This window comes from Natronomonas gomsonensis (assembly GCF_024300825.1).
In the GTDB taxonomy this organism is placed as follows: Archaea; Halobacteriota; Halobacteria; order Halobacteriales; family Haloarculaceae; genus Natronomonas; species Natronomonas gomsonensis.
In genome coordinates, this window is the sequence record NZ_CP101324.1 from 85,231 (window position 1) to 107,365 (window position 22,135).

A 22,135-nucleotide genomic window follows, 5' to 3' on the forward strand; every position below is an offset into this window, starting at 1 on the left:
CTAAGTTAGCGTACTGAATACATCTCGGCATTACGATGCTCTCACTTCCTCCGCTTGTCGATAACGCCAACAGAACACTAGAAGACGCTTACAAGCGGATTATTCCCCAGATCGAGGAAGGCCGTATCGCAACTGGCTACTTTTATCTCTCAGGATTTGACCTCTACCGGGAAGACCTTGAAAACTTGGCTGACCCCGATGAGCTCGGCCACGCTCCGCTTCGGATTTTGATGGGTCGGCAGACGAATAGGGGAACTGCTGACGAAATCGGTGAGGGACAGAATCTCAAAGAGGAACTCAAAAGAGAGGTGAGAGAAAGCATCTCGGAGCTGAATAACGCTCAGATCGGCCGACTAGACCGGCTACGAGACTTTATCGCCGAAGGCGAGGTGAGCGTCCGTGTGCGAAATCCTGAAAATGGTTACTTCCACGCAAAGGGTGCATCATTTCGAGCGCCACTCGAAGATGACGAAGATTGGGGACACGACGGGGATGAAGACACCCGCCCATGTGCTACAGTTGTCGGCTCCTCGAACTTCACCAAGAGCGGCCACCAGAATAACATCGAGCTGAACCTCACGAGTCAGGATCGACACAAGGCCGAAGCGTTCGAGGAGTGGTACGACAACCAGTGGGCCAACGCCGAGGAGTTCAGTGAGGAGATCATCCGAATCATCGAGAACAGCGAGGAGTACCAGGACTGGAAGGAACAGCAGGAGGACGAGTCCGACCAGGAGACGTCATCCGAGGAGCTGGGCACGTATCTCGAACCGTTCGAGCTCTACAAGCTGCTCGCCTACGACGAACTGAGTGGGAACGTCAACATCCGTGACAGCCCACTGTACTACTTCCAGAAGCTCGGGTACGAGAGTGCAAAGGAGAAGCTCTCCCAGTTCAACGGGTGCATCGTCTCCGACTCGGTCGGCCTGGGAAAATCATTTATTGGCGGTGAACTCCTCCACGACTACCGCCAACGTGGCGACCACTGTCTCCTCATTGTCCCGGCCAACCTGACTGATCAGTGGGAAGACCTACTCCAGAACGACACTGACGAAGACGGCAATCCGTACTTCGGGTTAGAGGTAGACGGCACGCACCTTGACGTGATGAGTATCAGCAAGTTCCAGAATCTCTCCTACGACGAGGTGCAGGACCTCAAAGACGAGTTCGACGTCCTGCTTATCGACGAGGCTCACCGGTTCCGGAACTACGGGAAGTGGCGACCGAATCCGGACCACGATGATGACTACAAGGGGACGCGACGACACGCGAATCTCAGGCAACTCCGCGGAAAGACGATGATTATGCTGACCGCGACCCCGATCAATAACAGCGCTACCGACCTAAAGAACCTCATCAGCTTGTTCACCAGCCCGGAGGAACTTCGGAACAAGGCGTCACTCGACTTTGATGCGTTCGACGAATATATCGAACTCTCGGAGACGCGAAAACGCATCGCATCCGGGAAAGAGGAGGTCGGCGACGACGAACAGCAAGAAATCACCGAGCAGCTCCAGCGACACTCCTCTGAGATATCGAATATCCTTAACGAAGTGATGGTTCTCCGAACGCGCAAGCACGTCAAAGACCAGATACAGGACAGCGAAGACTTCGAGATGAGCTTCAAGCCGCCGAAACTCAACAAGCAACAGTACTCCCTGCCGGCGGCCTACCAGCCAATATATCGGATGCTTCCCGACGTAATGGACGCCCTCCACCTTCCTCACATCACAGTCAAAAACCCGAAAGCAGGGAGCACGCTGAAAGCCCTCTACAAGCTGAACCTCCTCAAACGGCTCGAGTCCTCAACGTACGCGTTCGTCCAGTCGATCGAGACGCTGCATCAGAGCGAACGCCAGCTTCTCGGCCTTCTTGGTGAACTCCCCGAGGACGAAGACATCGATATGCTCCGAACTGTTCGGGAGGGGGATGACTCTGAACTCGGTGACTTTGTCGAAGGAGCCGACGCTGCTGAAGACCTCGAACAAACACTCGAAGAATTCGGGTTCGATACCGCCGCTATTCAATCGGAAGAAGGAGCTGATACCGAGGGAGATGAACTGGCGGACGCCACCATCGGCGAGGTGAAGACGTACATCAGGGAGGACCTTACCCTTCTCTCGTATTTCCTCTCGCAGTTCATCGGTGATGTCGCCCGTGATGCGGGTGATGTGAGCGATTATGCAGTTTCCACGCGGCAATGGCTCGCTGACCACGACGCTGGTGTCCTCCCAGATATTCCCGAAGAGGAGATGAATCCGATTATCTACCCGAATAGTGACCTGAGCGAAGTCGACCCCGCCACACGCGACTTTTACGAGGCCGTCTTTTCACTCCGCGAGTTCCGCGATCCGAAGATCGACCGACTTGCAGATGTCCTCACGAATCACGATCAGAAGGTGCTCATCTTCACGCAGTATCGAGCAACTGCAGACTACGTCTATAGAACCCTCTGTGACAACGAGGATTCCCCACTCACAGAGGCGAACAGTGCCGTCGTCAAGGGTGGTGACGAGAATAAGCAGGACATCATTCAACGCTTTGCTCCCGAGGCGTCAGGCTACCAGCAAACGCTCGCCGAGTCGGGGGACTCAGAGCTACAGTACGTAGTGGCCACTGACACGCTGAGTGAAGGGGTTAATCTTCAGGACGTTCATGTTGTGGTCAATTACGACCTGCCGTGGAACCCGATGCGGATTGTCCAGCGTGTCGGGCGAGTCGACCGGATCGGGAGTACCGCCGAGAAACACGTCCACAACTTCTACCCGGACGGCGACATCGAGGCGGCGATTAAGCTCCTGAAACGCCTACAGGCAAAGATCAACGATATCGCGCTCATCGTCGGAAAGGAGAACAACATCCTCGATCCGAACGAAGACCAGATTCTTGAAAAGACAGGTGTAGACACGGAGAAGACTATCGGAGAATTACAGGTGGACGAGATCGAGGACTCTCTCCAGAAGTCCCGTGAAATTGACGACGTGAATGAACTTGACGACACGAGCAAGAATCCGCTCCTCCGCAATGCTGGGAGTAATGAACACGCTGCGTTCGAGCGGTACCTTCTGAAGCGAGAACTGAACGAGGATTATGACCTGACTGCGGAAGACTTCGAGTACGCTGAGGACTTCTTTAATGACCCGCCCGAAGAACGAGAATTCCTCTACACGAATGTAACTGACCACGATGCCGGTCCTCGTCCGGGCGTGTTCGCCCTTGCCCACCTCTGGTTTGACGATGATGACCACGAGTCCCCGCTTGGTCGCGTCCGTCGTGCTTTCTACTACAAGCCCTTCGCCGACGAGGTCAAAGAGCGGCCCGTGAGCACGCTCAATATTGACCCTTCAGTTGACGGCGAACCGATTACCGGGCATCCAGATACGGTGTTATCGAATCGTGGTGAAATTCAAGCAGTGCTTGACGAGCGTCTTGAGGTGATTCGAGAGGGCCAAGTTGAGGGTGCTTTCAAACAGGGAGAGGCCTTCTCGAAGGAACAAGAGACGATCCTCGATTTCATCAGTCACTACGTTCAGCCGAATCACGGCGATGAGCCGGCTCCTGTTGAAGAGTTCGAAACGATAGGAGAATGGGCTACCGACATCGAAGCGCGGCTGCAGGAGGTAAAGCTGGCGAACACGGATGAAGACCGAATTCTACGGGAAATCTTTCGCCAGAACGAGCAGTACGACTCTTTCCCAGAGTGGCCGACCGGGGAGTTCCTCAGTCAGCTTGAGGAGTTCTTGGAAGAGAACGTCGAAGCCTCTACTGAATACCAGACGAAACTAATGGGAGAGAGTGATGTACAAGCGAAGCTCGTATGCTGGGGGGTTGTCGGACAGTGATTCGGGAGCTACGGTAGGGGCCCCTTCTGATCCAGCAGATCATATTTCTCCAAGACCAGATCGAAGTACATCTCGTCCATCAGCTTCGGACTCTCAACGCGATGGAAGTCGTCGAGGACAAACTTCACGTCACGACGTTCCAGGCCATACGCGTGGAATGCGGCCGCGTCGATTTCAGCCTGTAATTCTCTGCGTTCTTGGTTTTCTACCGCTGCCTCGATTCCGCCGAGTCGCTCACGCATTTCTTTGAATTCTTTCCCGTAACAGTTCAATCGGGCAGCTCGTTCAGTGATATAATGGAACCAGTCATCTCCGTCGGTGAGGCGTGGTAGCTGGGATTCCAGTAGCTCGCGCTTGACGATGTGCGTCTCGACTTTGGTCCGCATCAGGAAATCGAACGCAATGCTGTTCAGGAGTCCCGTTGCCACGAAGAGTTCTTGATCCGTAAATCGCCGAACGTAGGGTGACCGAAGTGGGGACTCTGTGAGGTGTTCCTCTTCCGGCTCAATAGCGAACGGCTTGAACGTGTTAATGGTGTGGAGACAGATGACGTCCTTCGGAAGTACCGTCGCTATTATCGTCCGCTCGTCCCGGGATCGAGAAACGTCTCGAATGCCGATTCGGTATTCAGTGCAATCGAGCAGGACATCTTCTTCCTCAAGTCCGTGACTACGGTGTTCTTCGAGTAGTTCATCTACGAATTGAACTTGGGACTTGCTCGTCTCTGAACCTCCAAAGGCGTCGTAGATTGCCCGTTTGAGGTTCCCCCGGTTGAATTTTTTCTCTCGAACACGGTATTGGGCACTATTCGGTGGATCGTACATCCCCCGACTCCAGTACTGCGGTCCATCTAACGCATCTGTGTGGGTATTATCGTACTGGAACTGGTGGATATTTTTGCCGCCATAGACGGGATAGTCGGCCTCCTCCGGCGATGTCAGGAGCCTATCCTTATCAGTCGATTCAACGAACTCCTTAGTGAGCATATCAACTGTCCAAGCGTCCTCTAAATCTTCACCCAAGGAAGGCTGCTCAACTACCTTCTCCAAGACGCTTACTTCGATCTGCGAGGTGATGGATGGGAAGATTCCCCCTTCTGGAGAATAACTGACGAGTACGTCGCGCGGAATGTTGACTGCCTCATCTTCGATCCTGTAGACTATATCCATATCACGTTGGTTGAATATCCCCCGAAGAGCTGATGTCTTCCCCCCATATTCGAACGTCAGAATCGCGAACCGGTATCTATCGTCGATAGCCTCAAAGATACCCTTGTTCTCGAACCCGATGAGATTCTCCACGTCCGTGTGGTCCAGCAGATGCATTCGGAGGTCTTTCCCCATTACTCCCCCGAAGATAGTACCGGGGAGGAGCAGACTCACCTTCACGCCGTCTCTGGAGAGTCTGAAGACCCGCTCAAGAAAAAGAGCCGAAAGTTCGTTCTTTGTCGGCATCGTTCGACCGCCCACCACCGGAGATTGGAGCTTATAGACATCTCCTTGCGTGAAGAAGTCTGCCTGAGTTTCCATTGAGTCCTTGTAGTCCTCCCATTCCCACGCAACTTCAGGGCTTGAGAGGAGGTCTTCCATCACACCGTCTTTTTCCTCCGACTGATAGGTACGGAACTGCTCATCGTAGCGGATGAAGAAGTCGTCGCGATTCGCGTATAGCATGTCCCATGGTGGGTTCCCGATGAACACGTCGAATCCACCTTTCTCGAAGACGTCGGCGAACTCCAACGGCCAGTGGAAGGGGGACCACTCCCGAATTTCCTCAATCGTTATGTCGTCAAAGCCAGCATCCTGGAATTCTCGCCGAAGGATTTCGTCAAATTTGTCCCGGTGTTCCTCTATTCTGTCTTCTGCCTCCTTCCGCCATTCTTGGGCTTCAACACTGGTCTCAGCTTTCTTGTGCTTCTTGATGGCCTCTTTCACGTCCTCAAAACGAGTTTTCACTTCCCAAGAATCGAGATCGCTGTCTCCGTCTTCGTTACTCTCGATGTCCGTATCGAGTTGACCGATTAGGCTGTTCCCCTGCCGTACGTTGAAATCGATATTGGGGAGCGGCTCGACCTCGCTCGGTTCATCCTCGATATCAGCGACCATCGACAACCAGAGCCTGAGCTTGCAAATTTCAACAGCACCTTCGTCGATATCGACTCCGTACAAATTGTTGAGGATGGCCGTTCGCTTTGCGTACAGTGATGAGGTGCCTTTTCCAGACTCGATATCCTCTATCTCTTCTCGCGTTCTGGATTCTAGCTCCCAGCCTTGCCCTTCAGCTTCGAGCCGCTGGAAATACTCAATGCATTGCATCAACTGAGCGTCTCGCTACTGGCTGTTTCCGGCTTTATCTACGAACGCTGGCAAAATACGAGCTGCTTCTCACACTCTATTCAACAAGTGCATTGACCAGTTAAGTCGAAAGTCACCCTCGTATCCATCATTTTCATATGAGTAAAGCAACTTTCAGGTGGTATGACTCTCCAGCAGATCACCGCATCCGATATCGCGGGCTGGGACTCTTTACAGGATATAGCGAACTCCTTTGAAAAACGCGGGCTTAAACCACGCCCGAAACTAGGGGGCGATAACGAACTCGTAGTCCAGCTTGATGATGACGAATTCATCGTCATTGTCAATGCTGGCCCCGGTGAGACTGCCACGGACTTCAAACCGGAAAATCGCTCACGGCATACCAACCTTGTTGCCACCAACGATTTCGAGACCTTCACCTTTATTACGCGAGTCCGAAGCTGGGAGGGGCAGCAGCACGGTCGAATTAAGCATCAAAAGATTTCGTTCTCGAAGGAGCAGTTCACGCGGGACAGCGGAGAGAAAAACACTATTCTCCAGAAGCTGAACTCGATCGAGTACGGTTCCTCTGCTGCGATATACGATACGCTCTACGACACGCAACAGGTCGTCAAGGAGTTCTATGAACAGTTCGAGGAACTCCGGACAGATCTCATTCGAGAGGTTACAGGCATCCCTGACGATCGTGGTGATGCGAAGCAACGATATGTGCAGGTCATTCTTGACCGGATGATCTTCCTCTACTTCATTCAGGAAAAACGCCTTCTTGATCGGAATCCAAATTACCTTCACGAACAGCCGAATGAAGTCGTTGACGAGGGTGGTGACCATTACGAAGAGTTCTACGAACCGCTTTTCTTCGAATACCTCGCGGAAGACAAACAGAACCCTGACTTCGGCAGTCTTCCGTACCTGAACGGTGGCTTGTTCGCAAGGAATCCTGTCGAAGAGGAGTTTGAGGATGCGAAATTAGGCGGCTCTGCCGAGGAAACGAACGGGCTCTTCGACGATATCCTCGACTTCCTCTCCGACTGGAATTGGAACGTAGACGAACGACTCGACATTGTCGATCCCAAGAACCTCTCCCCAGCGATCTTGGGCCACATCTTCGAGCAAACGGTTAATCAGAAGGAGATGGGGGCGTACTACACACCGGAAGAGATCACGGGGTTCATGGCCCGACGGACGATTCATCCATATCTACTCGATCAACTCAACGAGGCTGTGAACGCAGACTACGACGAGATCGACAATGTGTTCGGATTCCCTGTGCCCGAGGCAGATAGTAGCGCAGAAGCTGTTGCCGATGGTGGAACCATAACCCAGCAAGTTCCAACGGAAAACGTCCAGACCAGCCATGTGGAGACTCTCTACCACGACATTCTGAAGGAAGCACACATTCTCGATCCCGCCGTAGGAAGTGGTGCCTTCCTTCTCGCCGCACAGGAGGTGCTGATGGACCTATATATGCAATGCATTGAGTATTTCCAGCGGCTCGAAGCTGAAGGGCAAGGTTGGGAGCTGGAGAGTCGAAGTCGTGTAGAATTAGAGAGTATTGAAGAGGGACACGGGGGGATGTCACTTTTCGCAAAGCGATCTATCATTCTTAACAATCTCTATGGGGTCGATATTGAGGACGGAGCAGTCGAGATCTGCAAACTACGATTGTGGCTGTCGATGGTCGCTGATATCGAGGACGAACCGAACGAGGTCGAACCACTCCCGAATATTGATTTCAACATCCGTCAGGGTAACTCGCTAATCGGGTTCACCGAGCTCCAAGAAGTCGCACGGGAGGATGCCGGCGACGCGTCACTCTCGAATTGGGGTGTCGGAACTGCAGTCAAAGACCTCTATGAAGACATCATCAGGGAACAGGATCGCCATCGAGCAGCGGACTCTGCCCGTGAGGCGCAGAATGCTCGTAAAATGGCTGAGCGAAAAATCGACACCCACAGCGAGGAGCTTAATGAAAAGATCCGCGATCAGTTCAACGAACTTGTCGACGAGGATGTTTCTCTTGAGGAACTAGAGGAGTTCTCACCGTTTCATTGGGTACTTGAGTTCGCGACAGTCTATCGCGAAGGCGGCTTTGATGTCATCATTGGAAATCCACCGTGGGATGAGCTGAAGCCATACCGGACGGACTTCTTCCCAAAGTACGATACTGAGTTTCGTAGCCGCCCGCCAAGTAAAAAGGACAAGAAGGTAGAGGAGCTCTTAGAGAACCCTGAGATCGCTGCGGGATGGGAGAAGTTCCAGCGGGACAAGGAACGGCAAGCGACCTATATCAACCAGAGTGGAGAATATGAGTACCAAACGCCAAGCGTAGAAGGTCAGCAGATTGCGCGGACGAACGACCTGTCTCTACTGTTCTTCGAGCGCGTCTATGATATCGTCAGAGATGGTGGTTATGTTTCACAGCTGCTTCCTGGTCCGTTCTTCAATGCCGCCGCGGGGAAGGATTTGCGAGTACATGCCTTGGAAGAGTCTGAGATTCAGAGCATCATCGGATTTGAAAACCGAGGTATCTTCTCCGATATAGACACTAGGTATAACTTCGGTATCGTTACGCTCCGAACAGACGGAAGCACTGATACTGTCCACGGAATCTTTCATCAGACTTCCGTTGATGTTCTTCGGTCAATTGACGATGTAGCTCTAGAAATTCCAGCACGCATCCTCAAAGAGTATTCTCCTGGAGCTCGAATTTTCCCTAACATCGAGGACCAACGAGAGGTCTCTGTGCTGGATAAAATTCTCCAGACACCACCATTGTCGACTGAAATTGAAGGTGCTTGGCGTACGGTCTTGTACAAGGAACTGGATCGAGGACGAGATCGAGATAGATTCATCGACGACGAATCCAAAGGAGATTATCCAGTCTATCAGGGAAAGAATATACATCAGTTTTGTTACGAACCGACCTACGTCGACGACCTCGAACCCATCTCTTTGTGGAGTGTCGATGAGGATAACGAGGAGCTGAGCGCGAAGCATCGCGTTCGAGAGAAGAACTTCCGTGCCCGGAACGATGCGATCAGCCTCAAGAAGGCTATCTACAACAAATTCGCTGATGCCCCTGCGTTCAGCCATCTCCCGTCAAGTTCCCAGAAACGTTTCGTCAATCGGTTGCTGACCGGGGAATTCGACCGTCCCGAACTGTCCTTGGAAGACGTCCGTCTCCATAGCTCTGAGTATCGACTTGTGCTCCGTGAAGTCGCTCGTGCAACTGATGAACGGACGCTCATCGCGGCTGTAATTCCGCCAGGTGGAGTCGTCGTCCATACGCTGTACACGGTCCGCCCATTCGAGGCGAACCCTACCAAGGACGATCTTTCGGAGTTCCCGATGCACAGCGCTTACGACAGCGTTTTCACTGATAGGGAGCTTTTCGTCGCGCTTGGTCTGATCAACAGTATCCCCTTTGATTTCTTGATGCGGACAAAAGTTGATTCACACGCCTCGAAGTACAAATTTGAGGAGTCACAGGCGCCCCGACTCACTGACGGCGACGACTGGTTCCACTACATCGCCGATCGAGCGGCGAAGCTCAACTGTTATGGTGAGGAGTTTGCTGAGATGCGTGAGCGACTGGGTGGGATTAAGCCGGCGACGGATATGGAGACTCGGCGTGAACTACAAGCCGAAGTTGACGCGGCCGTGTTTCACGCATATGGGCTGGATGAGGAGGAAATGCAGTTCGTCCTTGATGACTTCCATCGGGTGTCGAATCCTCGAATTATGACGGAGGCGTACTTCGAGAAGGTTGCTGAGAAATACACTCATCTTGGAGACGTAGGGCCGATGGAATAACTATTGAATTAGCGCTACGCCTGGTTTCCGAACATCAGGGGGTTCAGCTTTACTGATGAATACTGTCCAGCGCTCGCCGGGTCATCGCTCCATCGACGTTCAGATATTGACGTGCAGTCGTGATGTCCTCCCAACCGAACATTGCTCGGAGTGCGGGAAGATCCAAGCCTCTTCCTGCATGGTACGAGGCTGCTGTGGCACGTAGTCCGTGTAACGAGGTTGCGTCATTGGACAGTTCTGGAGACAGTCCCAGGGCCGTTTCTAGACGCCGCTGTAAGGTCGAGAACGAATACGGCCAGCCACCATGTTCGTCGAGTAACAATTCAACCGCGACTCGAACTCGATATGAAAAGTGGTACGGAACTGTTCGAGATGCGGCTTCTGTTTTCGGGAGCCAATAACGCTCAGCAAAGCTCTGAAAATCCGTATTGGGATTGTGGTCCAGCCGTTGTTTTACCGCCTGCCGACAGTATCCACAGATCCCGCCATCTCGTCCCTTCGTACAGTTTTCTTGACTGGGTATTTGGATCATCTGCCGCTCTATGTCAACCCACGATGTCGACAAGTGCGTTGTTTCTCCTGGTCTAAGTCCAAGACGACCTCCAAGGAGGATAGCTGCTCGTGTTTCGAGCCTCCGTTGCGTATCTCCTATTCGCCCAGCTCCTTCTAACAATAGTTCGAACTCCCGTTCGCTAAGGGCTCTCTCTCGTGTTGCTACCATATCTATCGCTGTCTGTCGATACAAAGATAACCCGCATCTTCTCCGGCTGTTAAGACGAATTGGTTCACAGCGATCGGAGCTGAGATCCACTGTGACAGGAGAAGGTTGCGTTTGCGAGCCTACTCTTGACTCTATGGCATCTCTGTCGCGTATTGCTCGACTAAATCGACTACATCGTAGACGTGAATTCCAGTTTTGAACCACAGCACTCGATCGGCGGCGCTCCCGAACTCCTCGCTCGCACAATCCAGTTGCTCCGAGACAGCCAGCACGAAATTGTCGGCCTCCACCTTTCGAATCTTCTCCAGCTTTGCGTCCAGATACTCGGGTGTCCAGAAGCCGACGATCTCGAGGATCGCTCGCCTGCCATCGGGATTTTCGATTGCGAAGTCGGGGATCATCACCTCGGCACCCAGGTCGAAGACATCGTCCTCCCGCACCAACACCCAGTCCGTATTCGCTCGCTCCCATTTATCCGCGAGCGTCCGCTCCACGTCGCTATCGAACCGCTTGCCAGCACTGTAGTGCGAATCGAGGCCCTCCGTGTGATCGAGCGCGAACTGTCGCGTCGCGCCGGTCGTCTCGTCGACGAGGATCTCGGCAACCATCTCCCAGCGGTCACAGAGGGGCAACGCCGGCAGGAAGTTCGCCATCCGGATTCCATACTTCTGCGACTTCGAGAATAGCGACGCCGGGCCGTCCAGTACGGCCTCGTAGCCGGCGGCTTGGTCCGTGCCCGCTACGCGCTCACCGTCGGAGTCGATCGGATAGATGCGATGCATCAACCCGAACAGCTTCACGTAGCTGAACACCGTCCCGAAGTGGTCCCATACCTGAATCCGCATTTCTGTGGCGTCGTAGAGCACCGCCTGTGCGAGCGCGAGGTTGTAGCGCGTCAACAGCCAGTCCACGGTGAGATCTGTGTGTTCGTACTCCGCGTCGCTGCTGCCGGTCAGGTTGGTCGTCGACGTCGACGTATCGTCATCACTGGCGTACTGGGCGGCCGTCCGCGTGCCGATTCGGACGAGTCGTTTGTTGTCTTCGAGATCGGCGTACATCCCTCGATAGCACTCCTCGAGCGACACCCCGAGGTCGTCAGCGACCGCGCTGTACACCTCCAGTTTCTGTGTGTCTTCGCCGAGCGTCGGCTGTCGGACGATCGGATAGCGCTCGTTGGCTTTCTCGAAGAGTCGCCGGCGAATCTCCCGTGGGTCGACGGAGGCGACGACCTCGAACTCACACTCGTCTTTGAGGAGCTTCGCGAGTCCCTGGACGATCTTGTAGTCGGTATCCGCGACGGTGAGCTCGTCAATCGCGTCTTCGAGATCGCCTTTCGGCTCGCCAAGGTGGTTCTCAAACAGCTGGATGAGTTCTCGAGCGGTCTGTCGGTAGCGCTCCTCGTCGGGATCGATGAACAGCGGGGTGACCTTCTCGTCGGTCGTGCGCGAGCGTGCGAGGTCAGCCGTCAGCACTGGCACTCACCCCCTCCTGGCGGCGTTGCGAAACGTAGGTCTCCATCGTGTCCTCGGTGATGATTTCGTAGAGACGGGCGGGCTGGCGGTCGTCCGTCGGTCGAAGAATGCGGCCGAGCCGTTGCGCGTACTGGCGTTTCGAGGCGCTCCCCGAGAGGATGATCCCAACGTTTGCCGCCGGGACGTCGATCCCCTCGTCGAGGACCTGCGACGTGACGAGCATCGAGTATTCGCCGGTCCGGAACCGCTCCAGAATCTCGGTGCGTTCGTCGGTCTTGGTCTGGTGGGTGATGCAGGGGACGATGAACTCCCGAGAGATGTCGTAGGCGAAGTCGTTGTTGGCGGTGAAGATGATCGCGCGGTCGTCGTGATGGCGCTTGATGAGATTGTCAAGTGTGTCAAGTTTCTTCTCGGCAGTGCGGGCGATTCGTTCGGCGCGTTGCTTGGCGATGAGGGCACGTCGCCCCTGCGGGTCGTAGGAGGTGCTCTTGAGGAACTCCTGGTAGCCCTCTTCTTTCCAGAGGTCGAACTCGTGGCTGTCGACGTAGTCCCGGTAGATATGATACTCTTCGTCGTACTGCTCGCGCTCGTCGGCCGTGAGCTCGACCGACATGTGGATCGTTTCGTACTCGCTGAGGTATTCACCGGCGAGCTCGTCGATGTCTTCCCGGTAGACAACGGGGCCGATGAGGTCCTCGAGGAGTTCGTGCTTGCCGTCGGGCCGCTCGTAGGTGGCGGTCAGCCCGAGGCGATACGGCGCGATCATCATCTCGGGGATCTGCCGGTAGGTCGGAGCTGGCAGGTGGTGTTCCTCGTCGACGACAAGTAGACCGAACTGGTCGCCGTACTCGTTGACGTAGCGGTAGGCGCTGTCGTAGGTGGTGACGGTGATCGCGGTGACGTCGTGGCTGCCGCCACCGAGGACGCCGATCGGCTCGGAGAGCTGGTCGCCGAAGGCGTTGGTGAGCGTGGCGTGCCACTGATTCATGAGGTCGATCGTCGGCGTCACGACGAGCGTGCTCACGCCGGCGTCGGCGATGGCCTGCAGCCCGAGGAACGTCTTCCCGCTGCCCGTGGGGAGCACGACACTCCCTCGCCGATCGTGGTCGATCCAGGCGTCGAGCGCGGCCTGCTGGTAGTCGCGCGGTTCGATGTGGAGCGCTGGCGTGAGTTCGAGATCGGGGTAGGCCCGCGCGTCGTCTTCGAGAGTGTGAGCGAAACCCTCTTGCAACGTTGCCTGCTCGTTTCCGTCCGTCCACTCGCCGGCCCACTCGAGCAGCGCTCGATATCGATATGCTCGCGTTCGGTACTCGTCGACGCGGTCGTCCCACTCCCCATAGGGAACATCGTCGGGGGCATTACGGAGCAGGAGCGTTCCGTCGTCGAATTCGACTTGCATTCAGTATCACCTCGGACGTTCCCGACCGGATTCAATATGTGGGTTGTCCGGGATCTGGTGAAGCACGCCTCTGTTCTTCTGTAGTTGGGGATGTTCTATCGAGGGGCTTGGTTGTCAACGATCGAGCCAGTACTGCCAGTCCGCGATCGCTTGGTTCGTGTTACTACTGGCTTCGATCGGCTCCAGTTGCTCCAGTGGCACGCCAAGTTCTCTGCCCATCCACTCGATCGTCACGAACATCTGGTTGAGAGTCGGATCTGTCGGGGACATTCCAACCACGCGTACCGTTTCGCCTTCCTCTAGGGGTGACTCCTCTCGCTCGGTGACACACTGTGCTTCGAACGGAAAGTCCATCGTGTCATCCAGATACGCGTACCATCCCCACGCCTGCTCTTCTGGGCTGTAGGTATCAACGATGATGCGTATCTTGATGCGCTCTTCCCGCTCCTCGTCCTTCTCGGCCCGCGTCATGCTGACCACTACTCATTCCGATTTCAAGATATTCGGGGTGGCCGAAACCACTCCTCCACCGATGCAGGACGCGCTCAATCATGGTCGTGGAACCGCTCCGAGTCGCTGGACAAAGTTAACCAACGAATGCTCGACAGATCTGTATACTGTTGGTTAATCTGGAGGATGGGATTGTCTGATACAGATTAGGGTCGCTCTTTACCGGTGGTTCGCCCGAACTGCGCGGCGAACCACCGGTACTCGAAGGCACTAATCCGTATGAGTTGTGCGAGCAGATGGACGCGGACGGCAGGGGAGCGTGTCGCAAAATCAAAGAACTCTACAACGGATTATCCAGAAACGCGACTTCCACGGCATAACTTCGTTTATCTGAGCTTGAGTCCCGATCCAAGTCTGTGGCAGTACCTTCACGTATCGGCCGGCCATCATCTGGAGATACTATGGTAACAATCGAGGATATATCCGTGACAACGGCTATCACTGATAGCGAACAGGCACTCACCATCCGTGCGGATGTCGACGACGGCCCCACGGAGAACCTCCATTATCTCCGTCCGCTTGGCACGAACACATGGTTCACGCTCGTCGGTACGGGACGAGCTGACGGACCGGTAAATAGGGACGCCGATGGTGTCCCCCAGTTTATTCACGAGGTTGAGGAAGAACTGGTCGATCGCGGATATCCGATCAGGCCGCTCCAGCAGGGATCGAACTACCCCGACCCGGGAAGCGTGGAGGTTCGAACTGGCCCGACATCCGAGCGTTACCCTCTCTTCTCTCACCCGAGCACGGTTGTCGTCTCCAAGGCCGGAACCACGGACGACGACATCTCGGAAGACGCTCGCGTGCAGGTGACGTACTCCGATCAGACGGATGATGCGTTCGAATACGACATCCATGTGGTCGACGGGAATTTGCCGTCCGACTGGGTGCTAGAGGATCTGGTGATTTGGGCAGAGGGGCTGGTCTGGGGCCGAACGAATCGGGCCCATGACCGCCGTGACAGGCCTGAAGATATCGACATTCTCTACCGGAACGCCTGAGTGAAGACGGCAGAGAACGGGTGTCAGGAACGGCCACAGCCGGTTCCTGCCCGGCCGCGGACCGTAGACTCGCCGACCTTGCTCCGCTGGCTCGCCGCTCGCTCAATCGCGTCGTCGAACTCGTTTGGATCCCAGTCGACGATCTCAGCGCCGTTTTCTTTCAACTTATCAGGGATGTCCTCGTCGGAGATATCGTCATCGACCTTGATTGCGACTAGGCCGTTGCCTTCCTTGAGCGAGCGCTCAACCTCGTAATCGACCCAGTCGCTGTCTTTCGTGTTCTCGCCGACCATGACGACGGTGACCGAGGTACCTTTCATTTCGTCCCGGATGCAGCTACGAATGTAGTCGTCGTTTGTGCTGTCTACAGGGTCGAGGAGGTGTCGGTCGTGGAAGGAGACATCGACGTTGTTGTTCCAGCGGAGCAGCCGGAAGCCTTTCGCTTTCATGCGGTCGCTTCCTTCGTAACTGATGAAGACGCGGCGGGTCGGCATTGGTGATGGCGGCCTGGAAAGCCGTGCTTATTGATAAAACGTGGCTAGGCCTCTTGTGCCTTTCGCGTAGTAATCTCCCAGTACCGGTTTTCCTGGCTGGTGAGCGCCAGCACCCGATCGACGAACACCTGCTCAGGATCGTCTACACCCTCGTACTCATCCGTCCGCGTCTTGAACATCTGTTCTTCCCGCCGCAGGCCTTCGGCGGTGGTTCGGTAGTTCATCCACTTCTTTTGATAGTTGAGATAGGATTCGAGTGCCTCCAAGATGATAAGCAGGACCGCAGCGATGATGATTGTGTTCTTCCAGACCGTGCTGCTCGTCACAGGGAACAGCGACACGGCGACAGGTAGGATGGCGGCCAGCACGATCTGTGCGCCCTTCATTAACCGATGCATCCATTTGTTACGAACCGCCTTGTCGTCATACCACTCGAACTGTCCTTCGTAGAACTCGTAGAATTCGTCGAAATTATCTACCATCGGTAAGGCTCCACGGTCACAGAATCGACTCTTCCTCAATCTTCGTCCACCGGTCGTCCAGCAGTGCTTCGAGGTCGACGTCCAGATTCTCCGCGGCGATGAGCAGATCCGAGACGATCTCGACGGTCTCCTCTTCGAGCAGTTCCCGGGTGTTCATCGGCTCCATGTGGTCGAGGGATTCCATCGCATTCGACATGCTGCCGGCGGGCGCGGCCATCCGCTGGAACAGCCAGTCCTGGACCTCCTCCGAATCCATCGGGTCGTCAGCTGGATCCAGCTGTTCCGCCCATTCTGCGACGCCCTCGGCTTCGATCCCGAACATCTCCTCCAGCTGCGCCTGCAGGTCCAGGTTGAGCGTGTTCGCCGCCGCGAGGGCGACGATGAAGCTGTCCGCCAGCGTCTTTTCGAGTTGTTCCATCCGCGTCTCCTCGTCGGCGTAGTCTCGGGAGAGGCGGCCTACGTATTTCGAGAAGTGCAGGACGTAGTGGTTCATCCTGTCGGGATACGGAAGCGTGTAGACATCCCGGTGATGTCCTTCGTCGTGCTCCTGCTGCCGTTTCTGCAGGTCAAGGAGGTCTGTGGAGTCGGTCATGCGTTGATCGCTCGGTCGGGAATAACCCCGCCTCCATTATCACAGTTAGGGCACAGTTTCAGCGGGGCCTCGTTCTCGAACTCATGCTCGCAGAGCAGGCAGAACCAGTCGGACACGCCTCTAGAGGTGATAAGATCGAGATCGACGTCGAACTCGTCGACCTTCTGCTCTAGGATTTCCTTATTGCCGTCATCCTCGTCCGTGGTCGCCATCTCGACGTAGTTCTCCACGGACTCCCAGTCGAAACTGTCCTCCCGCTCCCAGGTCGGGTACCGGTACTCGTGGTACCGCTTGTTGATCCGTTCCAGCCGCCGGATCTCCTCGATATACCGCTCAGAATAATCCTCGCGGTCGTGGAGGAGGGCGAGGAGGTCGGCGGTCCGGTCGGGACCGACCAGCTTCTTCCGGAACCCGCTCTGGATCCCGTCGAACCCTGTCTCCTCGGCGACGGTCTCGAAACTGATCGGTGGATAGACCCAGTGCATCTCGTCGGCCACCAGTCGATAATCATCCTGGATGCTACCGTCCCGGTAGTTGGTGAGCAGTGGCCAGCCCAAGGAGTGCCAGCCGATGTGGTAGTATCCGGCGAGGTGGCGGTCGCCGTGGTAGTTGGTGCAGAAGAAGAGATAGGGGCGGTCGTTCTTGACCAGGCCGGAGCGGATGTCCCGGGTGCAGGTAGAGCAGAGGCCGTAACTCATCGTTTCGAGGTTCGGATCGCTCTTGTTGTCGTTGACCTTGGTGACCTCTCGGACCGGATACTTGCTGATGTCGTCCTCGCAGTAGTAGAGCGTCAGATAGCTCTTGGCGTCCTCCGATGCATTATGCTCCTCCCACGGATCGTTGGGGGGCATGAAGTCGCGTGCAGCATCGGAATCATATCTCATACTACGTAGAGATGCGATCCTCCGGCCGCCTAAAGGTTTCTCCGCACGAATGTTCGCTCGGTAAAACGGGTTCCCGTAAGATTCAATGAGTCAACGGCTGGTTTACACAGCATACGAGTAATGTCTCAATCCTTATCGAAGCCCGACGAGATCAGGGATAGTCTCGACCAAGATACGCTTGACCTGTTCTGGCGGTTCATCACCGAACGTCAGCAGGTGTGGTATCGTCGGGTGGTTGAGGGGCAGCAGTCGCCGTGGACGGACGACGATATTCTCCAAGAATACCGGTTCACGAACGTTTATCGCGAGCTCGATCCCGGGACGCAGTACGTCATCCAGCACATCCTCGAGGTCGATGCGTCCCGGCAGGACAAGATCTTCAATGTGATGCTGTACCGGTTGATCGGCCGGCTGGAGACGCACGACTATCTCGGGTTCCAGTCGCTCGACGACTTCGACGCGGCCGAGTTTGAGGCCCAGTTGAAACATCGGCGCGACGAGCTGGACGAGACAGTGTTCACCGGGGCGTACATGGTCAGCGGCTACAACCACATGGGGTCATCCGACAAAGTCGAGAACGTGGCTGCGCTCTTCGACGAGCTCACCGCGGACCCCAACTTCTTTGACCAGGTGCTCGCAGCCGATTCGCTGGAGGATGCCTACGACCTGATCCGGGCGCAACCTGGGTTCGGGAACTTTCTCTCCTATCAGACCCTTGTGGACCTCCTGTATCCCGTCGATTCCTACGACGGTGATAGCGTACTCTCGTTCTCACCTGACGACTGGTCGTCACCGGGACCGGGCGCGCAGAAGGGATTGAAGCAACTTGTCACCGAGTTCAACGGATTCGACCGGCTTGCCGTAATGCGGTGGCTACGCCAGCACCAGCAAGAGGAGTTCGACCGGCTTGATTTGGATTTTCCTTTCCTGGAAACGGAGGAGGGCGACCCGCTGGAACTGTCGCTGGCGAACATCCAGAACTGTCTCTGCGAGTTCTACAAGTACCACAAGATCCTGCACTCGAACGGCCGTGCCCGCCGATGCTTCCGGGACTCCGAGGCCCGGTCCGGAAACGAGCTGCGGAGCATCTACGAAACGGCACCACACATCCGGGTTCCGGAACGGAGCAAGATATAAATCCGGCAGTCCGTAAGCGGAGGTAAGTGGTGTCTATCATGGCACGTGACGAAGTTCAGCTTGGAGATCGTCGCTAAAGACGACAAAGTAAAGATCAATCTCCCGGGTGATCGGACGTTCGGTATCACTTCCACTTCTAGTGGGGCTGCGTTCATCCCGGACTGGAACGATCGCCATTTGACTTGGGCGGCCGACGAGGATACGGGTGCGCCGTTCCAGCACGTCACCGACGAGACGCGAGAGGAGCCAGTCGCGAAGGTCGAGTACGGGTCCGAGGACGAGTACCTGTACGAGATGTACAGCGCCTACGGCGCGTTCGGTCAGTTGAAGCCAGCGAACTGGGTGAACGCCGATTATCTCTGGGAACTCGACGTGGATGCCTACGGTGAGGTCCTCGAGGAAGCCGGCGTCATGGAGCGTAGCGACACCCGGTTGTGGTTCAGCTTTACCCGCCTGAAAGAGTTCATCGAGAACCTGGCCGACGACAAGGAGGCGTTCGTCGAGTTCTTCGATCGTGTCTACGACAAGGTCGGGCGGTGCGAAGCGTGGGAGAGCGATTCACGCCTCTTTTTCACGCCCGGCCTAGAGAGTCTGGTCCTGCAGCGACCGGACGGGTACGTGATGGAGCTGTCGATGGCGGACCCAGTCAATGTGTTCGACCGGATGCGGAGCGCCCGTTCTGTCGATGTAATGTACCAGATGTTCAAGGATCCGCCTCTTTCGGCCTGATACGCGAGTCAACAAAGGACGATCCGACAGTTACAGGTCGCGCGGCTGGACGCCTACCTGATGGACCTATAAGAGGTGGACGAGACGCCGGAGGAGATGATAACGGGAGGAACACGCCGATAACAGCGTCCACGCTAAAATTAGGGTTGAGTGTCAACGAGGCCCTGGCCTCATCAGTCCACGGTTGACAGCCCACTCAGTCCAGACGGTCGAGCGAGCCATAGAGCTCCTCGTTCTGAATGTGGGTACAGAACTGTGCGCAGAGCCGACAGCAGTCCGCGGCATCGGTGAACGTCCGGACACTGGCGTCCCAGCGCGCGTGGACGGCGCCAAGCATCGCACTTCGAACCGATGGTTCGGTCGCGACCATCACCCGTCGCGCACGCCTTGGTGGCGTTGCATCGGCTGCCGGCCCCTGCATTCCAGCTGTCGACAGAATCTCCTCGAGGACGCTCCCGATCTCGATCCCGACACCGAGATTGTCGCCGACCTGTGGAGCGATGAAGATTGTTGCATTACTCGCTTGCGCAAAGGCGATACTCTGTGTGGCGGCATCCATCTCGTCGAGCGGAATCCCGACATCGATTGCGAGAAAAGCATTAAATCCGCGGTCGCGGAGGCAGTCCCGCGTCTCCTGCAGGAGCCGCAACACCTCGTCTTCGGCGTACTCGCCGCTGGTCTCGTCCCACGTCGCAAATGACGGGGCATCGGTTTCGATATCGGCGTCCGCCGGCAGCAGCGCGTCGACGTCGAATGTCCGGTATGGGCCCATCAGATAGACGAGAAACTGTTCCCGCCGGACTGGAGCGAGCGCATCTGAATCACCAGCGGCACGGGGGAGATTATCGATAATCCGTTGCCGCATTCGACTCGTCGATTCGGAACGATAGTATATAAATATCGGTGTTTTCAGGAATATTCTAGTCGAGAACGACTAAGTACGTGGCGTCCCAACATAGGACCCGAGGCACCCCCAAATGTCCGAAACCGATCGCCAGCCAACAGAGGAGATTCGTCAGCCGGAACCGCCGCTTCCCAAGGATAGCGGGCTGACGCTTGAGGAGTATCTCGCGATGCAACAGGCGATCGGCCACCCGACGCGGTTCCGGATCCTCCGCACGCTCGTCGCCAACGACGAACTGAGTGCTGCCGATCTCAAGACCGCGGTCGAGGTCGAATCCCACAATTTCCACTACCATCTCGACGAACTGGTCGACGTCGGGCTTGTCGACAAGCGCCAGCGACGGACCGCTGACAGCCAGGGTTTTTACACGTACTATCGGCCGACGGCAATGGGGCGGGGTATTCTTGAGCACGGTGTCGAAGAGCTGATGCGCCGTGAACGGGAGTTCAACGACGCCTATTCGTAAGCTGTCGTAGGGTTCTCTGTCTGTGTCGTTCCCAACGCTCATCGGAACTTTTGCCGGGTTTCAGCACATCATATCGCCAACCAACAAACACGGTTTGCTGAATCGGATTGATCTCTTCCGCAACCATCAGAACGTCTCTGCAATCCGTCTCGTGGCTGCCGTGGAGCTTCACTACCACGAGTACTGATCCATCGATTACTCAGGCGGTCGTCGTCACTGTTCTACTGGTCACCTCCCGTTCCTGTCTGGGGTCGTGTAGATAGTCGAACGACCATGGTGCCTCGGTCTGGCGGGAATCCGAGGCAGTCTACCACCCCGGTTTCTCATATCGGAATGGCTGGACAATGTCGATATCGCACCCATTGGGATAATGTAAATAATGTGGATAATGTAGATTCTGTACATTGCATTCCTTGGCGCTCGAAGGTTGTAGTGATAATTGTGATGAATGTGTGCGGAATGTAGAGCTAAAAAATAGCTAGGAATGTGTTTCACTTCCACCCCGCTTACTCAGCCTTTATGTTACTTAGTTGCTAGAATTAGATATGGTCAGTTCACCATCTGAGGACAGCGGTTACGCCTATTCTTGGGCAGAGGCAAAACGGTTATCACGCGAGCAAGGGTACGGAGTGAAAATCACCGTTCCGAAGACTGCCGAACTTACGCTCCCTCCGGGATTCGAGCGTTCGTATTGGTCGATCGAAGCTGGTGCAGAGGCGGTGTACCGGGATCAGCGAGAGACGGATAGCTTCCAGATCCGGGAGTACGAGGATGAATGGACAATCGAATTAGACCGCCACAACCCAGAGACCGGCAATGCGATCGCCCACGGGATCTATGATGCACCGAAGTATACCCTGGCCGCTGTCGGAATTGCAGGTGCAGCCGTTAGCAGCTTTAGTTCTTAATACATGACGGTTTACGAGATCAGTTACGATTTACACGAACCGGGACAGGACTACGAAGAGATCCACGAGGCGATTGAGTCCCTAGGTCCGACATTTGATGCTCTTGAGTCCACCTGGTTGGTTGACGTTTCAAACAAAGGCGCGGGTGATATCGCCGATGAGCTGACTGGTGTCACCGACACGAATGACTCAATCGTCGTAACCCAAATCCCAAAGAGTGGTGGAGGAAGGTGGGCGTATCGTAATGTCTCAGGTGGTCTTGGAGATTGGTTTGATGAGCACCTGTAGCATTTAGACCGATCTCTCTTACAAAAAGTAGAGGTGTGCTCTTACCGATGAGAGTTTGCCAATCTGACTCTACCTAGATAATGTAGATTGCGTAGATTATATTTAAATGGTAGAGATCGGGGAAGTTGGGATTGTGCCCAAAATATGAATAATGTACAAAATGTAGATTGTG

18 protein-coding genes are annotated in these 22,135 nt (G+C 55.4%); 8 read left to right on the plus strand and 10 right to left on the minus strand.

The genetic code is table 11. From position 1 onward, the window contains the following. Positions 1-35 precede the first annotated feature (35 nt). Positions 36-3,842 (plus strand): helicase-related protein, encoded by a 3,807-nt coding sequence (locus tag NMP98_RS19315; RefSeq protein WP_254861375.1) that lies wholly within the window; start codon positions 36-38, stop codon positions 3,840-3,842. An 8-nt stretch (positions 3,843-3,850) separates the two neighbouring features. Here NMP98_RS19315 and NMP98_RS19320 read toward each other — a convergent pair whose 3' ends face one another. After that, positions 3,851-6,157 (minus strand): Eco57I restriction-modification methylase domain-containing protein, encoded by a 2,307-nt coding sequence (locus tag NMP98_RS19320; RefSeq protein WP_254861376.1) that lies wholly within the window; start codon positions 6,155-6,157, stop codon positions 3,851-3,853. A 162-nt stretch (positions 6,158-6,319) separates the two neighbouring features. Between NMP98_RS19320 and NMP98_RS19325 the strand changes: the two genes are divergently transcribed. Next, a complete protein-coding gene (locus NMP98_RS19325; RefSeq protein WP_254861377.1) occupies positions 6,320-9,973 on the plus strand; it encodes an Eco57I restriction-modification methylase domain-containing protein in 3,654 nt (1,217 codons plus the stop codon). A 49-nt stretch (positions 9,974-10,022) separates the two neighbouring features. Here NMP98_RS19325 and NMP98_RS19330 read toward each other — a convergent pair whose 3' ends face one another. The 4 genes from NMP98_RS19330 to NMP98_RS19345 form a co-directional block, all read right to left on the minus strand. Then, positions 10,023-10,694, minus strand: coding sequence for a tyrosine-type recombinase/integrase (locus tag NMP98_RS19330; RefSeq protein WP_254861378.1), 672 nt, complete (start codon positions 10,692-10,694; stop codon positions 10,023-10,025). Positions 10,695-10,825: 131 nt separating this feature from the next. Further along, positions 10,826-12,166: a DUF790 family protein gene (locus NMP98_RS19335; protein ID WP_254861405.1), complete on the minus strand. Its 1,341-nt coding sequence runs from the start codon at positions 12,164-12,166 to the stop codon at positions 10,826-10,828. Continuing rightward, the gene (locus tag NMP98_RS19340; protein ID WP_254861379.1) at positions 12,153-13,565 is read right to left on the minus strand and encodes a DEAD/DEAH box helicase; all 1,413 of its coding nucleotides are present in this window, start codon (positions 13,563-13,565) and stop codon (positions 12,153-12,155) included. Before NMP98_RS19340 ends, NMP98_RS19335 begins: the two co-directional genes overlap by 14 nt. 114 nt (positions 13,566-13,679) lie before the next feature. After that, positions 13,680-14,036, minus strand: coding sequence for a calcium-binding protein (locus NMP98_RS19345; protein WP_254861380.1), 357 nt, complete (start codon positions 14,034-14,036; stop codon positions 13,680-13,682). A gap of 440 nt (positions 14,037-14,476) precedes the next feature. Here NMP98_RS19345 and NMP98_RS19350 point away from each other — a divergent pair, with 440 nt between their 5' ends. Continuing rightward, entirely contained in the window at positions 14,477-15,079 is a 603-nt protein-coding gene (locus NMP98_RS19350; protein WP_254861381.1) for a hypothetical protein, read from the plus strand. A gap of 23 nt (positions 15,080-15,102) precedes the next feature. Here the strand turns inward: NMP98_RS19350 and NMP98_RS19355 are convergent, their stop codons facing one another. From NMP98_RS19355 to NMP98_RS19370, 4 genes are read right to left on the minus strand one after another with little or no spacing between them, the layout of a single operon-like run. After that, positions 15,103-15,573 (minus strand): TIR domain-containing protein, encoded by a 471-nt coding sequence (locus NMP98_RS19355; protein ID WP_254861382.1) that lies wholly within the window; start codon positions 15,571-15,573, stop codon positions 15,103-15,105. Positions 15,574-15,617: 44 nt separating this feature from the next. Then, positions 15,618-16,055 carry a DUF4231 domain-containing protein gene (locus NMP98_RS19360; protein ID WP_254861383.1) on the minus strand — a complete coding sequence of 146 codons (438 nt, stop codon included), beginning with the start codon at positions 16,053-16,055 and terminating at the stop codon, positions 15,618-15,620. Between the two features lie 16 nt (positions 16,056-16,071). Further along, the gene (locus NMP98_RS19365; protein ID WP_254861384.1) at positions 16,072-16,647 is read right to left on the minus strand and encodes a hypothetical protein; all 576 of its coding nucleotides are present in this window, start codon (positions 16,645-16,647) and stop codon (positions 16,072-16,074) included. Then, positions 16,644-17,531, minus strand: coding sequence for a zinc-ribbon domain-containing protein (locus tag NMP98_RS19370; protein ID WP_254861385.1), 888 nt, complete (start codon positions 17,529-17,531; stop codon positions 16,644-16,646). The genes NMP98_RS19365 and NMP98_RS19370 overlap by 4 nt, the downstream gene beginning before the upstream one ends. A 120-nt stretch (positions 17,532-17,651) precedes the next feature. Here NMP98_RS19370 and NMP98_RS19375 point away from each other — a divergent pair, with 120 nt between their 5' ends. Then, positions 17,652-18,668 carry a nucleotide kinase domain-containing protein gene (locus NMP98_RS19375; RefSeq protein WP_254861386.1) on the plus strand — a complete coding sequence of 339 codons (1,017 nt, stop codon included), beginning with the start codon at positions 17,652-17,654 and terminating at the stop codon, positions 18,666-18,668. A 45-nt stretch (positions 18,669-18,713) separates the two neighbouring features. Then, positions 18,714-19,397, plus strand: a complete 684-nt coding sequence (locus NMP98_RS19380) for a hypothetical protein (protein ID WP_254861387.1) — start codon at positions 18,714-18,716, stop codon at positions 19,395-19,397. Positions 19,398-19,593: 196 nt separating this feature from the next. On the opposite strand, the gene NMP98_RS19385 is transcribed toward NMP98_RS19380, so the two are convergent. Further along, positions 19,594-20,262, minus strand: coding sequence for a DUF7509 family protein (locus NMP98_RS19385; protein ID WP_254861388.1), 669 nt, complete (start codon positions 20,260-20,262; stop codon positions 19,594-19,596). Positions 20,263-20,374: 112 nt separating this feature from the next. Between NMP98_RS19385 and NMP98_RS19390 the strand changes: the two genes are divergently transcribed. The 3 genes from NMP98_RS19390 (at position 20,375) to NMP98_RS19400 (ending at position 21,963) form a co-directional block, all read left to right on the plus strand. Continuing rightward, positions 20,375-20,767: a winged helix-turn-helix domain-containing protein gene (locus NMP98_RS19390; protein WP_254861389.1), complete on the plus strand. Its 393-nt coding sequence runs from the start codon at positions 20,375-20,377 to the stop codon at positions 20,765-20,767. A gap of 545 nt (positions 20,768-21,312) precedes the next feature. Next, positions 21,313-21,675: a hypothetical protein gene (locus tag NMP98_RS19395; RefSeq protein ID WP_254861390.1), complete on the plus strand. Its 363-nt coding sequence runs from the start codon at positions 21,313-21,315 to the stop codon at positions 21,673-21,675. Between the two features lie 3 nt (positions 21,676-21,678). After that, entirely contained in the window at positions 21,679-21,963 is a 285-nt protein-coding gene (locus tag NMP98_RS19400; RefSeq protein WP_092635550.1) for a hypothetical protein, read from the plus strand. Positions 21,964-22,135 lie beyond the last annotated feature (172 nt).